Origin of the sequence: Flavobacterium sp., from assembly GCF_041392085.1 — a bacterium.
In the GTDB taxonomy this organism is placed as follows: Bacteria; Bacteroidota; Bacteroidia; order Flavobacteriales; family Flavobacteriaceae; genus Flavobacterium.
In genome coordinates this window covers 169,091-185,276 of sequence record NZ_JAWKMW010000007.1, presented here as the reverse complement: position 1 = coordinate 185,276, position 16,186 = coordinate 169,091, and the positions used below count along the sequence as shown (strand labels likewise).

General features: G+C 31.8%; 15 protein-coding genes. 8 read left to right on the top strand and 7 right to left on the bottom strand.

Going from position 1 to position 16,186, the window contains the following annotated elements; genetic code table 11:
- Positions 1 to 28: 28 nt before the first annotated feature.
- Genes R2782_RS07195 through R2782_RS07185 form a run of 3 tightly spaced genes read left to right on the top strand, consistent with a single transcriptional unit; the run spans position 29 to position 3,974 of the window.
- Positions 29 to 1,498 carry a hypothetical protein gene (locus R2782_RS07195; RefSeq protein ID WP_371267454.1) on the top strand — a complete coding sequence of 490 codons (1,470 nt, stop codon included), beginning with the start codon at positions 29 to 31 and terminating at the stop codon, positions 1,496 to 1,498.
- Positions 1,499 to 1,510: 12 nt separating this feature from the next.
- Positions 1,511 to 2,521: a glycosyltransferase family 4 protein gene (locus R2782_RS07190; RefSeq protein ID WP_371267452.1), complete on the top strand. Its 1,011-nt coding sequence runs from the start codon at positions 1,511 to 1,513 to the stop codon at positions 2,519 to 2,521.
- Between the two features lie 58 nt (positions 2,522 to 2,579).
- The gene (locus tag R2782_RS07185; RefSeq protein ID WP_371267450.1) at positions 2,580 to 3,974 is read left to right on the top strand and encodes an exopolysaccharide biosynthesis polyprenyl glycosylphosphotransferase; all 1,395 of its coding nucleotides are present in this window, start codon (positions 2,580 to 2,582) and stop codon (positions 3,972 to 3,974) included.
- On the opposite strand, the gene R2782_RS07180 is transcribed toward R2782_RS07185, so the two are convergent.
- On the bottom strand, positions 3,949 to 5,091 hold the full coding sequence (locus R2782_RS07180) for a DUF4105 domain-containing protein (RefSeq protein ID WP_371267448.1): 1,143 nt from the start codon (positions 5,089 to 5,091) through the stop codon (positions 3,949 to 3,951). The two genes, R2782_RS07185 and R2782_RS07180, sit on opposite strands and share 26 nt — an antisense overlap.
- A gap of 5 nt (positions 5,092 to 5,096) precedes the next feature.
- A complete protein-coding gene (locus R2782_RS07175) occupies positions 5,097 to 6,080 on the bottom strand; it encodes a PorV/PorQ family protein (RefSeq protein ID WP_371267446.1) in 984 nt (327 codons plus the stop codon).
- A gap of 265 nt (positions 6,081 to 6,345) precedes the next feature.
- Between R2782_RS07175 and R2782_RS07170 the strand changes: the two genes are divergently transcribed.
- Together R2782_RS07170 and R2782_RS07165 are read left to right on the top strand one after the other, a co-directional pair.
- Positions 6,346 to 7,077 carry a phosphatidylcholine/phosphatidylserine synthase gene (locus tag R2782_RS07170; protein ID WP_371267444.1) on the top strand — a complete coding sequence of 244 codons (732 nt, stop codon included), beginning with the start codon at positions 6,346 to 6,348 and terminating at the stop codon, positions 7,075 to 7,077.
- A 21-nt stretch (positions 7,078 to 7,098) separates the two neighbouring features.
- The gene (locus tag R2782_RS07165) at positions 7,099 to 7,953 is read left to right on the top strand and encodes a glycoside hydrolase family 25 protein (protein WP_371267442.1); all 855 of its coding nucleotides are present in this window, start codon (positions 7,099 to 7,101) and stop codon (positions 7,951 to 7,953) included.
- Between the two features lie 7 nt (positions 7,954 to 7,960).
- Here R2782_RS07165 and lptB read toward each other — a convergent pair whose 3' ends face one another.
- The 4 genes from lptB to R2782_RS07145 form a co-directional block, all read right to left on the bottom strand.
- A complete protein-coding gene (gene lptB / locus R2782_RS07160; protein WP_371267440.1) occupies positions 7,961 to 8,701 on the bottom strand; it encodes an LPS export ABC transporter ATP-binding protein in 741 nt (246 codons plus the stop codon).
- Positions 8,702 to 8,805: 104 nt separating this feature from the next.
- Positions 8,806 to 9,156, bottom strand: a complete 351-nt coding sequence (locus tag R2782_RS07155) for a carboxymuconolactone decarboxylase family protein (RefSeq protein WP_371267438.1) — start codon at positions 9,154 to 9,156, stop codon at positions 8,806 to 8,808.
- Positions 9,157 to 9,163: 7 nt separating this feature from the next.
- Complete coding sequence (gene tatC / locus R2782_RS07150; protein WP_371267436.1) at positions 9,164 to 9,979, bottom strand: twin-arginine translocase subunit TatC; 816 nt, start codon at positions 9,977 to 9,979, stop codon at positions 9,164 to 9,166.
- A complete protein-coding gene (locus tag R2782_RS07145) occupies positions 9,979 to 10,944 on the bottom strand; it encodes an SIS domain-containing protein (protein ID WP_371267434.1) in 966 nt (321 codons plus the stop codon). Before R2782_RS07145 ends, tatC begins: the two co-directional genes overlap by 1 nt.
- 86 nt (positions 10,945 to 11,030) lie before the next feature.
- On the opposite strand from R2782_RS07145, the gene recQ reads away from it, so the two are divergent.
- Complete coding sequence (gene recQ, locus R2782_RS07140; protein WP_371267432.1) at positions 11,031 to 13,226, top strand: DNA helicase RecQ; 2,196 nt, start codon at positions 11,031 to 11,033, stop codon at positions 13,224 to 13,226.
- Between the two features lie 50 nt (positions 13,227 to 13,276).
- Here recQ and R2782_RS07135 read toward each other — a convergent pair whose 3' ends face one another.
- Positions 13,277 to 13,513, bottom strand: coding sequence for a hypothetical protein (locus R2782_RS07135; protein WP_371267430.1), 237 nt, complete (start codon positions 13,511 to 13,513; stop codon positions 13,277 to 13,279).
- A gap of 26 nt (positions 13,514 to 13,539) precedes the next feature.
- On the opposite strand from R2782_RS07135, the gene R2782_RS07130 reads away from it, so the two are divergent.
- Positions 13,540 to 14,592 carry a DUF2891 domain-containing protein gene (locus R2782_RS07130; protein ID WP_371267428.1) on the top strand — a complete coding sequence of 351 codons (1,053 nt, stop codon included), beginning with the start codon at positions 13,540 to 13,542 and terminating at the stop codon, positions 14,590 to 14,592.
- A gap of 38 nt (positions 14,593 to 14,630) precedes the next feature.
- A complete protein-coding gene (locus R2782_RS07125) occupies positions 14,631 to 16,163 on the top strand; it encodes a T9SS type A sorting domain-containing protein (protein WP_371267426.1) in 1,533 nt (510 codons plus the stop codon).
- Positions 16,164 to 16,186: the final 23 nt, after the last annotated feature.

The window sequence follows — 16,186 nt, the reverse complement described above, 5'->3', positions numbered from 1 at the left end:
TGCCAAAGTTCAAGATATTTCGTCCGATTTGGGGAATATTATTCCGGTTTGTAAAAAAATAGATGATCCTACTTTATTCCAAAATGATTTATTTTTAGACCAATTGAGTGATGTCGAATATTATACACCTTTCTTTGTTCAAACACTTAGGTTTTTTTCAAAGTTTACTAATGCAGATTATATTCAAGCATTAAATTTGTTTAGCTTTTTTGCTCATTTTCTTTATGGTCTTCTTTGGTTTTTTCTGTTTTATAAATTAAAAAAGGAGTTTTGGATAGCTTTACTTTTTTCTTTTTTTATTAGAGGTGTAATTTGGCCACCAGGAGGAGAATTATTAGGAATTTCAGATCTATGGACAATTATGCCGAGAACAATTTATACAGCTTTCTTACCAATTCCTTTTTTAATTTATAATTCACAAAAAAAATATAGCTTACTAATTGCATCATTATTTTTGGGATTTATTTTTAATTTTCATCCTATTTCCGGAATTGGAGGTATTATTATTTATTTTTCTGTTTTTACTTTATTTGAATATTATACTGGGCGATTAGTGTTAAAAAAATTTTGTAGGCAATTTTTTTCAGCATTGTTTTTTTGTATATTAGGAATGATGCCATATTTATTAACATATCTTCTAAATGTGGAAAATACGGTTCTATTTAATCAAAGTGATTTTGACATAGCTTTTTTTGAACGAATTCCTAGTTATTTTGTAGATCCGCTTCGTTTTGTGCCATATTGGAACTTACCAGTTCTATATTTCTTTATATTCTTATTTTTTAGTTACTTCTTTTTTGACTCCTCATCAAAAAAAATAAATTTTAAGATATTATTCTTTACGTTTATTATACTTTTTATTTCAGCAAATGCTTCCGTTTATATTGAACAATTGCTTAATTATATGTTGAATAAAAATATCCGTATGTCTTTTCAGCTCATACGCTTTCAAAAATTTATAATACTTATTTTTCAAGTGGGAATTTACTTGTTTGTTATAGAAATTCTTCAGAAAATTAATTTGTCAAACAGGGGAAAATCTTTAATTTTTACCTGTTATTGCGTAATGTTAATTTGTTCAACAATGCCAGTATTCTCAAACATACCCTTTATCAGTGATGATTTATCAACTTCTATATTGCCAAATAATTTAAAAATACATCACAAAGAGAAAAAAAACTATGATTTATCAGAAATGATTGATTATATAAAACAAAATACGGAAAGAAATGCTGTTTTTTACGGAGACTATTTAATTAGGGCTGGGGCGGATAGGTCAGTAGTTCTTGACCATAAAGGTGCTTCAATGTTAATTGAGGGTAATCCAATTAAATTAATTCAATGGCAAAATGATTTAGAATTAATGAGAAAATTAAACCCGACTGAGAAAATAGATTTTTTAAAATCTAAAAATGTTAATTATGTTGTAACAACAATCCCTTGGACAAAATTAATTCCTTTAAAAGTAATAGGAAGTGTTTATTTATATAAAATATAAAGACTTTATTTAATGACTAAAATTCTTTATATAGGCAATGTGTTGTCAAAACACGGATATAATAAGTCTACTATTGAAACCTTAGGGCCTCTTTTGTCTGAAGAAGGTTATAAGGTTATAACCTCTTCTTCCCAGAAAAATAGTGCTTTAAGACTTCTGAGTATGGTAGTTTCAACAATTCGTAATACGGGAAGTGTTGATTATGTTATGATAGATACTTATAGTACGTTAAATTTTTGGTATGCTTTTATTATTAGTCAGATTTGTAGAGTATTCAAAATTAAGTATATACCTATTTTGCATGGAGGTATGCTTCCACAAAGAATAGAAAAGAATCCGTTACTGTCTGAAATGATTTTTAAAAACGCTTACATAAATTCTGTGCCGTCACAATTTCTTTATCAAAAAGTAATTGGTAATAGATGGAACAATATTGTAAATATTCCAAATCAAATTGAAATTAAAGAGTATAGTTTTAAAAAAAGAATCAAATTTCAACCAAAGATTTTATGGGTACGATCATTATCTGATATTTATAATCCTACCATGGCTATCGATGTTGCTGAAAAAGTAAACTTTATTTATCCTGAAATTCAATTATGTATGGTAGGGCCGGAAAATGGTTTAACAATCAAAAGTTTGAGTCAATATGCACACGATAAAAATCTAAATGTTACTTTCACCGGAAAATTATCAAAATCAGAGTGGATTAAACTCTCGGAAAATTATGATATTTTCATTAATACTACTCATTTTGATAATACTCCGGTAAGTCTGATCGAAGCTTTAGCCTTAGGATTACCGGTAGTTTCTACAAATGTTGGAGGTATTCCGTACTTAGTTAAAGACAGAGAAACAGCAATTTTAGTTGATGATTCAGACGTTCAAGCAATGGCTGATGCAATAATTGAATTGATTACTAATCCTGAATTAGCTCACAAGCTTGCTACTAACGGGCGAAAATTGGTAGAACAATTTGATTGGCAAATTATTAAAAGCCTATGGAAAGAAATTTTAAAATAGCTTAAAGAATTCTTCCTAAAATTGTTAAATTGCGTCCTCAATTCAACAGTTAGATAGAATGAAAAGCAAGAAGAAAATTCATTTTGAAGTTTCAGAGAGAAAAATTCTTCTCAGGGTTTTTGACGTCTTGTTTGTCCTATTAATGCTCTACATTGTAGGAATAATTTTTAAATTTGATTATTTTTCTATTACACCTTCCAATTTTTATTGGACTTTGGTATTGGGGGTTTATGTTTTGATTGTAGGTTCTGTTTTTGAAATGTATAATCTCCAAGTGGCTAGTAATCAATTTCAGGTGATTAGAAGTATTGTTTTAACTTCCTCAACAACGGTTTTATTTTATCTGTTAACACCCTTTTTTACTCCGATTCTTCCAAACAATAGGATTCAAATTGTTTACTTTTTCTTGGCTATTTTTTCAGCTCTGTTTTTATGGCGAATGTTTTATCAAAAATATTTAGCCTCACACCGTTTTGAGAAAAAAGTAATTCTTATTTCCGAAAAAGAATTGGCTGATGAATTGATCTCCGGATTGAAAAGTATTGATCCTCATTATAATATTATTGCTTTTGTAAACACTGATGAGCATACTGATGTTAAAATCTTCAATAAGTCCGTGTCAATTTTATCGGTTGAAAATCTGCAAAAATTTGTTTCCAAAAACTCAATATCCGAAATAGTTATCGCTACCCAAAGAACGGAAGAAATAACAGTTGATTTATACAATAAGTTGTTGTTATTGTTAGAAAATGGTTATATCATTAGAGAATATACGCAAGTCTATGAAAATTTAACCCAACGTATTCCGGTACAATTTGTGGCAAGAGATTTTTACAAATACTTTCCATTTAGCCGAAGCAATCAAAATCAACTGTACCTACTTTTTGTTCGTTTTTTTGAAATAATAATTGCCATATTCGGAATCAGTTTTGGAATTTTTTTGTTGCCATTCATTTTGCTTGGAAATGCACTAGGAAATAAAGGAAATCTTTTTTATACACAAATGCGAGTAGGAAAAAATGGAGAAGAATTTAGAATCCTCAAATTCAGAACCATGGTTAAAAATGCGGAGGCTTCCGGTGCAGTCTTTGCTACTACAAATGATGTTAGAATCACTCCATTCGGAAAATTTCTCAGAAAAAGCAGAATTGATGAGTTTCCACAATTTATCAATATTCTTTTGGGGCAAATGGCGGTAATCGGGCCAAGACCTGAGCGTCCCATATTTGTAAATGAAATAGCAGAAGTTATGCCTTTTTACCAAACCAGGCATGTAGTTAAGCCTGGTTTAACAGGTTGGGCTCAAGTGAATTACAGTTATGGAGACTCAATTGATGATAGTTTGATTAAGCTTCAATATGATTTGTATTATATCAAACACCGAAGTATTTTTTTGGATATTAACATTATGATTAAAACAATCAGTACTATACTTTTTTATCGGGGTCAATAATTTCTACTTTTTTTAGAAGTCGATTTTTTAATCGCAAAAGAATCAATACAACCAAAATCAACATTGGAAGCATTAAAAACAAATGAGCCTTATTCACCATGAAAACGAGATACGTAACAAAGCACAAAAGAATAAAATAAAAAAAGCGATTAAACCAACTTGTCTTCAGCTTAATAAATGAAAAAACAACTCCAATCAAGAATGGGTTGAATAATAGTATATTATAGTTCTGAAGAATTTCTCTGTGCAATGAAAAAAAACCTACTGTTGATAAAAAAATTCCTAAAAGACCTAAAATTGATAAAAAAGCTAAATAAACTTTGTTTTGATTAGAAATCAAAATCAACACCAAAATTAAGATAAAAGTATACATCGAATTCCACCAAGACTTGGCTTGAATTAAATCATTTTTTTTATACAGCACTTCTGTTTTTGATGTGATTTTTGTGTTATTTATTTTTGTGGTTTCTAAACTTTGAAGTAATTCTATTGGTAAAAAAAGTTGCTTAGCAGGTTGATCTGTTCGATAGCCAAACATGATATTTATTCCTAATTTTTGGTAAAAAAGATTATCCATAAACGGATTGAGCACATGTCGATAACTTTCGATTGTATTTCCTGTTTTAACAATTGTTACATCCTCTAAAAGATGATTAATTTGATCGACTACCATTGTAGTACAATTTTTATCAATAAATTTATAAGTATAAAAACGCTCCTCAGAATAAAGGATTTTTTCTAAATTGTCATATAATTTCTGTTTTAGTGTAGACGAAAGATTTAATTCCTGCTCATAAACGCTTCTGTTTTCCATTCGATAGGAATACAAAAAAACTTCAAATGAGCTTTTAGCTACATAATATTGTAAATCGCCTTTTACGAATTTTAGATAAAAATTAGATGTGTCAAAGTCAAACATACCAAAATTATAAACCATATCAAGACCTTGTTTGTTGTCTTGAATTCTGATGGCAGTATGACCAAAAATTGAATGTAATTCTTCACCACTTCCACAAGTTAAAACACTAATTTTTGCCTCGGATGACAATGGGTAATTTTGTCCAAAACTTACTAAACTGCAAAATAAAGAAAAGAGAAATAGTACTTTTGTTTTCATTCAATTTACCTAAAGATTCCTAAGTCTACTTTTACAGAAAAAATATTTGAATATAAAGCTGCACTTTGGTCACCGATATCCGTTAAAGCATAGTCCACTTGAATCCCTTTATATTTAAATCCTAAACCAATATTGGGTTGAAAACCAATTTTTTCACTGTTGTCAATTTGAGTTACATTCTGAAAATTACCAACACCGGCACGTAAAAAAACTAAATCAGTATATCCAAATTCAAAACCTAATGCGGGATCAATGCTTACAAAGTCCGTAGCTATGATATCGTTAGTTTTAAAAAACTGCATGTTCAAGTTAAATGCCGCTAAAATAGAATAATCATAGCGGTATTCAAATTTTCTGGAAATTCCTAACTGAGCTTTTGGTAAAGTGATTTCTGTACTTTCGGGTAAATCTTGATTTTGTCCGGGAATGGCATTCGCAATTTTTTCAAATTCTTCTTCATCAATATTCCAAATATTGTAGGTGGTAGTGATGTCACGGACCATTAATCCCACACGCCAATTATCACGCTCAAATTGAATTCCAACATCGATTCCAAATCCCCACGAATTGGCAAAATCCCCAATAATTCTTCGAATTACTTTTGCATTTACACCATATTGCCAACCTGGAACTTGTAAACTTCGTGCGTACGAAAAAGTTGCTCCATAGTCTGCAGTAGAAAACTTGCTGACTCTATTGTAATCAATATTTCCTTCGCTGTCAATTAATTGTGTTGTGTTTAAAATATCATCAACTCCAAAGCGAATCAATGAAATGCCCCAAGCACTTCGATCATCAATAGGCATGGCAAAAGCAGCGTAATCATATTGTGCAATGTTAGCAAAATAACTGGCATGCATTAAGGCACCTTGACTGTCTTCTAAAAAGACCAAGCCTGCCGGATTCCAATAGCCGGAATTTACATCGGAAGTACTTGCTGTTACAGCATTTGACATTCCCAAAGCAGCAGCATCCACGCCAATACTCATAAATTCATTTGAGTATTTTCGGACAGCCTGACTATTTCCCAAAAACGGGAAAAGAAGCAGGATAAAAAAAAGATTTTTTTTCAAAGCAAAATTTTATTTTCAGACAGCAACCAGCAATATTTTTCCAAAAATAGGAATTTTTAGCTTGTCTTATTCTAAACATTTAACGAAATAAGAAACCTTAAATGGGTAAGCTAAAAATATCATTTAAAAAACGCACTTGTTTCCCACTTATTGTATTAAATTTGTTTTTAAACCTTAAAAGATGAATATAAAAGCGAAGATTCCTAATTTAATTACTTTACTCAACTTATTGTCCGGTTGTATAGCTATTGTTTTTACCGCACGGGATCATTTTGATGTAGCTTTTTTATTTGTCTGTTTGGGCATTTTTTTTGATTTTTTTGATGGTTTTTTTGCTCGTCTTTTCAAAGTTCAAAGTCCATTAGGCGTTCAATTAGATTCCTTGGCAGACATGGTTACCAGCGGTGTTGTTCCCGGTTTTGTCATGTTTAAATTGATTTTAAATTTTCAAAATATAGATTATTCTTCGTTAGATGATTATTTTCCAACAAAATTTATTTTACCGCTCTTTGGATTCTTTATTACCTTAGGTTCATGTTATCGATTGGCAAAATTTAACACAGACACAAGACAAACCGATTCTTTTATTGGGTTGCCTACACCGGCAAATGCACTTTTTATATTAAGTATACCACTCATTATAACTTCTACTGAAATTGCTTTTTTAAGAGAAGTTCTTACCAATCCCTATGTACTCATAGCAATTTCTATATTAAGTGTTTATATGATGAATGCAGAAATTAAATTATTTTCGTTAAAGATGAAAAATTTCTCTTGGCAAAATAGTAAATTTCAAATTGTATTCTTGATTTTAGCTCTTGCTCTGTTGGTGGTTCTTCAAATAGTAGCCTTACCATTAATTATTTTGTTATATGTTTTGTTATCGGTTATTCAAAATAAAATGATACCTTAAATGTTTTGTCTTTCTTAACTTATGGCAAAGCAAATCAAACGAAAATCGGCTACAAAAAGGCGTCCTACAAAGAAAAAAGTGTTTCTTTCCGGGAAGATGATTGGCGTTATTACTACTTTTTTTTTCTTATTAATTATTGTAATAACAATGTATCATTACCGTGATGCGTTAGCTTATTATTTTAGTTTTCGTTCCAAACATACCATTGAAAATACTAATGCGACCAAAGCGGAAGAAGTCAGAATTTTTCAGGTGTTAAAAAAACATGAAAAGAAAGTAATTGGTTTTGATGTTTCAGAATACCAAGGAGAAATTAATTGGGAAGAAACAAAAATAGTTGAAGACACTTTTCAATTGAAATTTGTTTTTATCAGAGCAACTGCTGGTAAAGATAAAACAGATACTCATTTTAGGAAAAATTGGAAAGGCTCCAAAGAAAATGGTTTGATTCGTGGTGCATATCATTATTATCGACCCAATGAAAATTCTATTCAACAAGCGGCAAATTTTATTAATACAGTTAAACTTCAAAAAGGGGATTTTCCACCGGTTTTAGATATTGAAAACCTGCCTAAAACCCAATCAATTGATAGCTTAAAAGTTGGTTTAAAGCGATGGTTAACAAAAATAGAAAAGCATTATAACGTAAAACCCATCATTTATTCGGGTGAAAGTTACTATAAGGATTTTTTAGCTGAAGAGTTCAAAGGTTATACCTTTTGGATTGCCAATTATAATTTTTTTGTAGAAGATTTAAAAGACCATTGGACTATTTGGCAGTTTACAGAAAAGGGAACAGTTCCGGGTATCGAAGGACCTGTAGATATTAATATTTATAATGGAACACCAAAAATGCTCAATTATATGCTTTTGTAATAGAAAATTAAAACGTCAATTTCTTTTTTCGCAATTCAAAATTTTGACCTAAATACACTTTTCTCACCATTTCATCTGCCGCTAAATCTTCCGGGATACCTGCCTTCAAAATGCCGCCTTCAAACATTAAATACGTTTTGTCTGTTATAGCTAAAGTTTCTTGTACATTGTGGTCGGTAATTAAAATTCCGATATTTTTATTTTTTAATTGAGCTACAATGCGTTGAATGTCTTCAACTGCCACGGGATCAACACCTGCAAAGGGTTCGTCTAAAAGGATAAATTTTGGGTCGGTTGCCAAAGCACGGGCAATTTCTGTTCGCCGACGTTCACCTCCTGATAATAAATCACCTCGATTGGTTCGAATGTGTTGTAAACTAAACTCTTCAATTAAACTTTCCATTTTGGCTTCTTGTTCGGCTTTGGAAAGTTTAGTAAGCTGTAAGACACTCAATATATTATCTTCTATACTCAATTTTCTAAACACAGAAGCTTCTTGAGCCAAATAACCAATACCGTTTTGAGCACGCTTGTACATTGGATAATCGGTAATTTCCATATTATCCAAAAATATTTTTCCACTATTGGGTTTAACCAATCCTACAATCATATAAAAAGAAGTGGTTTTACCGGCACCATTTGGCCCCAACAATCCAACAATTTCACCTTGGTTCACTTCCACAGAAACACCTTTTACAACACTTCTGCCTTTGTAGGTTTTAACGATATTTTCGGCTCTTAATTTCATTTTTTAGATGCTGAGTAGCTAAGTTGCTGAGGTTTTGAGTTTATTATTGAATACAAATAAACAAATTTAGCTCATTTAAACTTTAATATTAACAATAGATTATCTTATTTTTGGTTTTCAAGGGCTTCCCAAAACTCATAAGCTCTTCGCAAATGAGGAATTACTATAGTGCCTCCTACAAGGGTAGCGATTCCCAAGGCTTCCATCATTTCTTCTTTTGTAATACCATGTTTGTAACTGGTTTCTAAATGGTATTTAATACAATCATCACAGCGTAAAACAGCTGATGCAACTAAACCCAATAGTTCCTTGGTTTTAATATCTAATGCACCTTCAGCATAGGCATTGGTGTCTAAATTAAATATTCTTTTGATAACTAAATTATTATCAGCTAACAACTTTTCATTCATTTTAGAACGATATTCATTGAATTCTTGTACTAAGTCTTTTACCATAAAATAATCAATTTGGTTCAGTTTTTTTTCTCATTACTAAAGCACTTATCAGAATACTTATTTCATAAAGAATCATTATCGGTATGGCCACAATTACCTGACTAATGATGTCAGGAGGTGTAATAATAGCCGACAAAATCAAAACTAAGATTAATGCATATTTTCTATACTTTCTCAAAAAAGAGGGTGTAACAAGACCTAATTTGGTTAAAAAGTAAATAAAAATAGGTAATTCAAATAACAAACCGCATGCAATAGAGGATGTTTTTATCATGCTCGTATATGATTCCAGATTAAATTCATTGACGATTTCTGTACTGGCACTGAATGAACCAAAAAAGAAGACAGACAAAGGGGTAATGATGTAATAACCAAACAAAACACCTAGAAAAAATAATAATGAAGAAAATAGAATAAATGCTTTAGCATATTTTTTTTCTTTTTCATATAGGGCCGGACTGATAAACTTCCAAAATTCCCATAAAATAAAAGGAAAACCAGCCACAAATCCAACAGTGATGCACGTCCAAATTAAGAATGAAACCTGACCTCCCATATTAGTATTTTGAATGATGAAAGGCATTTTTACATCGCAAATTTCAACACTTTCGATACCAAAATACTGTGTAACTTCACAGAAAAATCGATAAGTGACAAAATTAGGGTTTTTTGGAGCAAATAAAATTTGTTCGAAAATGAAATCACTAATAAAAAAAGCAGCACAAGCTAGAATTAATATAGCTACTGTACTTCTGATTAAAAGCCATCTCAACTCTTCGAGATGGTCTAAAAATGACATTTCTTTGAGATTGTTGCTTGCCATTATACAATACCTTCCTTTAAAATATCATGTAAATGAATTACTCCCTTATAGTTGTTGTTTTCGGCAACAATTAATTGGGTGATTGAAAAATCCTCCATTGTGTTTAACGCTTTCACCACCATATCGTCAGGTTGAATCACTTTAGGATTTTTTGTCATAATATCTCTTGCGGTTATGCCGGTAATGGTCTCCGTTTTGCTCAACATTCTTCTGATGTCGCCATCAGTTATAATTCCGATTATTTTATCATTTTCTACCACAGCAGTAACACCAAGACGTTTTTCGGAAATTTCAAAAATAACGGTTTGAATAGTTGACTCAGGGAAAACGGCTGGTTTTTTAGATTCATCTAATATGTCTTTCACACGGAGTAAGAGCTTCTTGCCTAAAGCTCCTCCCGGATGATATTTAGCGAAGTCTTCTGCTTTAAAATTCCGTAATTCCATTAAACAAACAGCAATACAATCTCCCATAACTAATTGAACGGTTGTACTGTTGGTTGGTGCCAAATTATTTGGACAAGCTTCTTTATCAACAGTTGTGTCCAAAACAAACTGTGAATGTTTAGCCAGAAAAGAATTTAAGTTTCCAGTCATGGCAATCAAAGTATTGCCAAATCTATTTAAAATAGGAACTAAAATTTTTATTTCAGGACTGTTGCCACTATTTGAGATACATATAACAATATCCGATGGTTGAACCATACCTAAATCTCCATGTACAGCTTCAGAAGCATGCAAAAAGAGAGAAGGAGTTCCGGTAGAATTTAATGTTGCTACAATTTTTTGGGCTATAATGGCACTTTTTCCAATTCCGGTAACAATTAATCGACCTTTTGATTGGTAAATTAACTCTACACTTGCTGCAAAGTCATCAGTAAGTAGAACAGCCAAATTAGAAACAGCTTTACTTTCGCTCGAAATAGTTTCTTTGGCAGTTGCTAAAATTTTTTCTTTTGTAATCAAAACGGATTATATATAAAATTTGTATGAATAAAAGAAAGTTGTATCTTTATGGATGCAAATTTAAAATAAAATACCCATACATAAGAATGAATCCCAACGAAATTGATATTCACAAGGAATTAAAAAAGTATTTTGGTTTTGACCAATTCAAAGGGCTTCAGGAACAAGTAATCAAAAGTATCCTGGATAAAAAAAATACTTTTGTGATTATGCCTACCGGTGGAGGTAAATCATTATGTTATCAGCTACCGGCATTATTTCAAAATGGAACAGCGATTGTTGTTTCACCGCTTATTGCCTTAATGAAAAATCAAGTAGATGCTATCCGAAGTGTTTCTTCTGAAGATGGGATTGCTCATGTGTTGAATTCTTCATTAACAAAAACAGAAATTAATCAAGTAAAAAAAGATATTGTAGCCGGTATAACAAAGTTATTGTATGTGGCTCCGGAATCTTTGGCAAAAGAAGAATATGTAGAATTTTTAAAGTCAGTTCCAATTTCTTTTATTGCCATTGATGAAGCACACTGTATCTCAGAATGGGGACATGATTTTCGCCCCGAATACCGTAATCTTAAGAATATTATCAAACATTTAGGGAATGTTCCCGTTATAGGACTTACCGCAACGGCTACACCAAAAGTACAAGAGGATATACTTAAGAATTTAGACATGTCTGATGCAAAAACATTTAAAGCATCTTTCAACCGCCCTAATTTATTTTATGAAGTTCGTCCAAAAACCAAAAATGTAGAATCAGACATTATAAAATTCATCAAACAAAACAAAGGTAAGTCAGGAATTATTTATTGTTTGAGCCGTAAAAAGGTAGAGGAAATTGCTCAGGTATTACAAGTTAACGGCATAAGTGCTGTTCCTTACCATGCCGGATTAGATGCCAAAACACGTGCTAAACATCAAGACATGTTTTTGATGGAAGATGTTGAAGTAGTAGTAGCTACGATTGCCTTTGGAATGGGTATAGACAAACCGGATGTTCGTTTTGTTATACATCATGACATTCCTAAATCGCTTGAAAGTTATTACCAAGAAACCGGGCGTGCCGGTCGAGATGGTGGCGAAGGTCATTGTTTAGCCTATTATTCTTATAAAGATGTAGAAAAACTTGAAAAATTCATGTCAGGCAAACCCGTTGCAGAACAAGAAATCGGATTTGCTTTGCTTCAAGAAGTGGTTGCTTATGCCGAAACTTCGATGTCCAGAAGAAAATTTCTTCTCCATTATTTCGGTGAAGAATTTGATAACGAGACCGGTGAAGGAGGCGATATGGATGACAATGTGCGTAATCCAAAACCAAAATCAGAAGCAAAAGAGAATGTTGTTAAATTACTTCAAGTGGTTAGAGATACCAAACATTTGTACAAATCGAAGGAAGTGGTTTTTACGTTGATGGGCAAAATCAATGCGGTTATCAAAGCACATCGAACTGATTCGCAAGATTTTTTTGGGTGTGGTAATGACAAAGATGAACGTTATTGGATGGCACTTATACGACAAGTACTGGTGTCTGGATTACTAAAAAAAGATATTGAAACATATGGTATTTTAAAGCTGACTGAAGAAGGTAAGACTTATCTTAAAAATCCAGTTTCTTTTATGATGACTGAAGACCATGAGTACAGTGAAGAAGATGACGACACTATCGTTGCTACTTCAAAATCATCCGGAACAGCTGATGAAGCTTTAATGGCAATGCTCAAAGATTTACGAAAAAAAGAAGCCAAAAAATTAGGCGTTCCTCCGTTTGTTGTTTTTCAAGATCCTTCGTTGGAGGATATGGCTCTAAAATACCCTATTTCCATAGAGGAATTAAGTAATGTTCATGGAGTAGGAGAAGGTAAAGCAAAAAAATACGGCAAGCCATTTGCAGATTTAATTGCACGGTATGTGGATGAAAATGATATCATTCGTCCAGATGATTTGGTAGTAAAATCTACAGGTGCAAATTCAGCCAATAAATTATACATTATTCAAAACATTGATCGGAAATTATCATTAGAAGATATTGCTAAAGCAAAAGGACTTACTATGGATAGCTTGTTGAAGGAAATGGAACAAATTGTTTATTCCGGTACTAAATTAAATATTAAGTATTGGATTGATGAAATTTTGGATGAAGAACAACAAGAAGAAATTCAAGAATACTTTATGGATTCCGAAACCGATAAAATTGACGAAGCATTAAAGGAATTTGACGGTGATTATGATATTGAAGAATTACGCTTAATGCGAATTAAATTCATTAGCGAAGTAGCGAATTAGTGTTCAGTAGCAGTTTTCAGTCACAGTAATCTGAAAACTGCGACTGAAAATTATTCAAAAATTTCCCCGCGATGAGGTCGTAAGGCATCGCGAACAGCAATCATTTTTTCATCGGTAACAACCATAAAAGCAATGGCGTACATTTCGTTATAAATTTCAAAACCGGTTATATTTATAGGAAGTTTTTCAGCTTCAATGAATTCTTTTAAATGAATTTCATGATGCTCAGCTGTTTTAGCTGAGGCAGGACCCCTAAAGTCCCAAATTAATTTTATCTTTCTGGACATTTTTTTAGCAAAAATAAATTCATTTTATGAAAAACTTCTTATTTGGCCTATGTTTTTTTTCGTTGGGGTTGAATGCACAAAGGCTTACTTTGGAACAAGCCAATCATTTGGCCTCATTACCTATCAAGTGTTTACAACAGGAATACCCTAACAAATTAAATCAGTTATTGTTGGATTCAACCGAGATTCATTCCCCAAAACAGTTGCATCCCGCTTTTTATGGATGCTTCGATTGGCATTCGTCTGTGCATGGGCATTGGAGTTTAGTTTATTTGTTGAACCACTTTCCAGATTTAGCGAATAAAAATGAGATAATTAAAAAGTTAAAAACCAATTTGTCAAAAGAAAACATACAAGTAGAAGTGGAGTATTTTTCTAAAAATCACGAAAAATCGTTTGAACGAACGTATGGTTGGAATTGGTTATTAAAACTGCAATTAGAATTAGAAATCAGCAAACAACCTTTTGCCAAAGAATTAGCCCAAAATCTCAAACCATTATCCGATTTGATTGTGCAACGCTATCATGAATTTCTCCCGAAATTACTTTATCCGGTTCGAGCCGGAACACATAATAACACGGCATTCGGACTCACATTTGCGTGGGATTATGCCGTTTATTCAAACAACAAGGATTTTCAAAATTTAATTATCGAAAATGCCAAACGATTATTTTTATCCGATGAAAATTGTCCGTTAAACTGGGAACCCAGCGGTACCGATTTTCTTTCGCCTTGTATGGAGGAAATCGGAATCATGAGTAGAATTTTACCTGAAAAGGATTTTTTATCATGGTTGAAAAAATTTAATAAAAGCATATTTAAGAAAGATTTTAATTGGGAAGTAGCCCGAGTTTCAGACCGAACCGATGGTCATTTAGTTCATTTAGATGGATTAAATTTCAGCCGTGCTTGGAATTTTTATCATATAATTATATTGTATCCAAAACACTTTTCTCATCTAAAACCATTGGCAGAAAAACACCTTAATTTTTCACTTCCATCAGTAGTTGATGGAAATTATGAAGGCGAACATTGGTTAGCTTCGTTTGTTTTGAAAGCTTTTCAAGAAAAGGAATAAATTATGGTTTAAATTTATATCTTTGAAAAAACATTTATATGAAAAACAATTACCTATCAAAAATTTTATTACTTTTTTTGTTCTCGATTAACTTTAGTTTTTCGCAAAATAATTATTCGGTTACATCAATTCCGCATCAGGTTTATTCAACAACTGCAAACGCATTGTCAACAGGTGATGATTTATATTCAGGTGCAATTCAAATTGGTTTCGATTTCGATTATTATGGGAATACTTATAATCAGTTAGTGATTAGTACAAATGGTTTTGTTAATTTTGACATAGCTTTGGCAAATGGATTTAGTCCTTGGAGCTTTAATGCTCAAATCGAGCAGCCAAGTTTTAACATTACTAATTCAATATTTGCCAGCTTTCATGATCTGTATAATCCAAACCAAGTTGGCTCGTTAACCTATGCAGTAGTAGGATTTGCACCCTACAGAAAGTTTATTGTATTATTTGAAAATCAACCTCATTATCAATGTTCTCAATTAACAAGTACATTTCAACTAATTTTATATGAAACATTTAATTTTATTGATGTACAAATTGTAGATAAACCGATTTGCTCAACCTGGAATGGCGGAAGAACTCTAATAGGAATAATCAATCAAGATGGTTCAAGTTCATTATCACCTCCCAACAGAAATACAGGAACTTGGTCTGCATCACAAGAAGGTTGGCGTTTTGCAAGACCGTTAGAAAATACAACTTATGCTTATACGATTTGTGATGATAATTTAGATGGTTACGGTTCCTTCAACTTAGATCTTATAAAAGAAGCGATTACTAGTGATTCAGCCGAAAATGTAACTATTCATGAAACAATTATGGATGCAGAGCTGGGAGGAAACTCAATACCGGGTACAAATTATGTTAATATCAACCCTAATACACAAACATTATATGCAGCGTTTAATGGTGCTATTACTCCTATAATTTTATCGCTGATAGATTGTACTAATGATTATGATACTGATAATGTTTCTACTGATTTAGAAGATGTAAATGAAGATGGTAATCTAGCTAATGATGATACCGATGGTGATGGAATACCAAATTATTTGGATAATGACGATGATGGCGACATGGTTCTGACGGAATTTGAATACGTTTTTGATGCGGGAAGAAGTTTGGATGAAATAACAAATGTTGATACAGACTTAGACGGAATTCCAAATTATTTGGATAATGATGATGATGGGGATGGTGTATTAACAATTGATGAAGATTATGATGGCGATAATAATCCAATGAATGATGATACAAATTCAAATGAAATTCCGGATTATTTAGATAATCAAGTAGCATTGGGTTTAACAGAAAATCAATTAGTAAAATTGATTCAGATTTACCCAAATCCGGCAGAAAATTTTATTTCGATTGCCAACCAATCGGAATGGAGTATTGATAAAGTTTCGATTTATGCTATCAATGGTTCAAAAGTTAAAGAAGTAAATAGTTTCAATAATAATCAAACAATTGATGTTTCAACGCTTCAATCTGGATTGTATTTGATAAGTATTCAAACTAACAACCAAACGTTGAACTATAAATTTTTGAAGAAATAACAAAAAAGTAAATTTGAATAAAT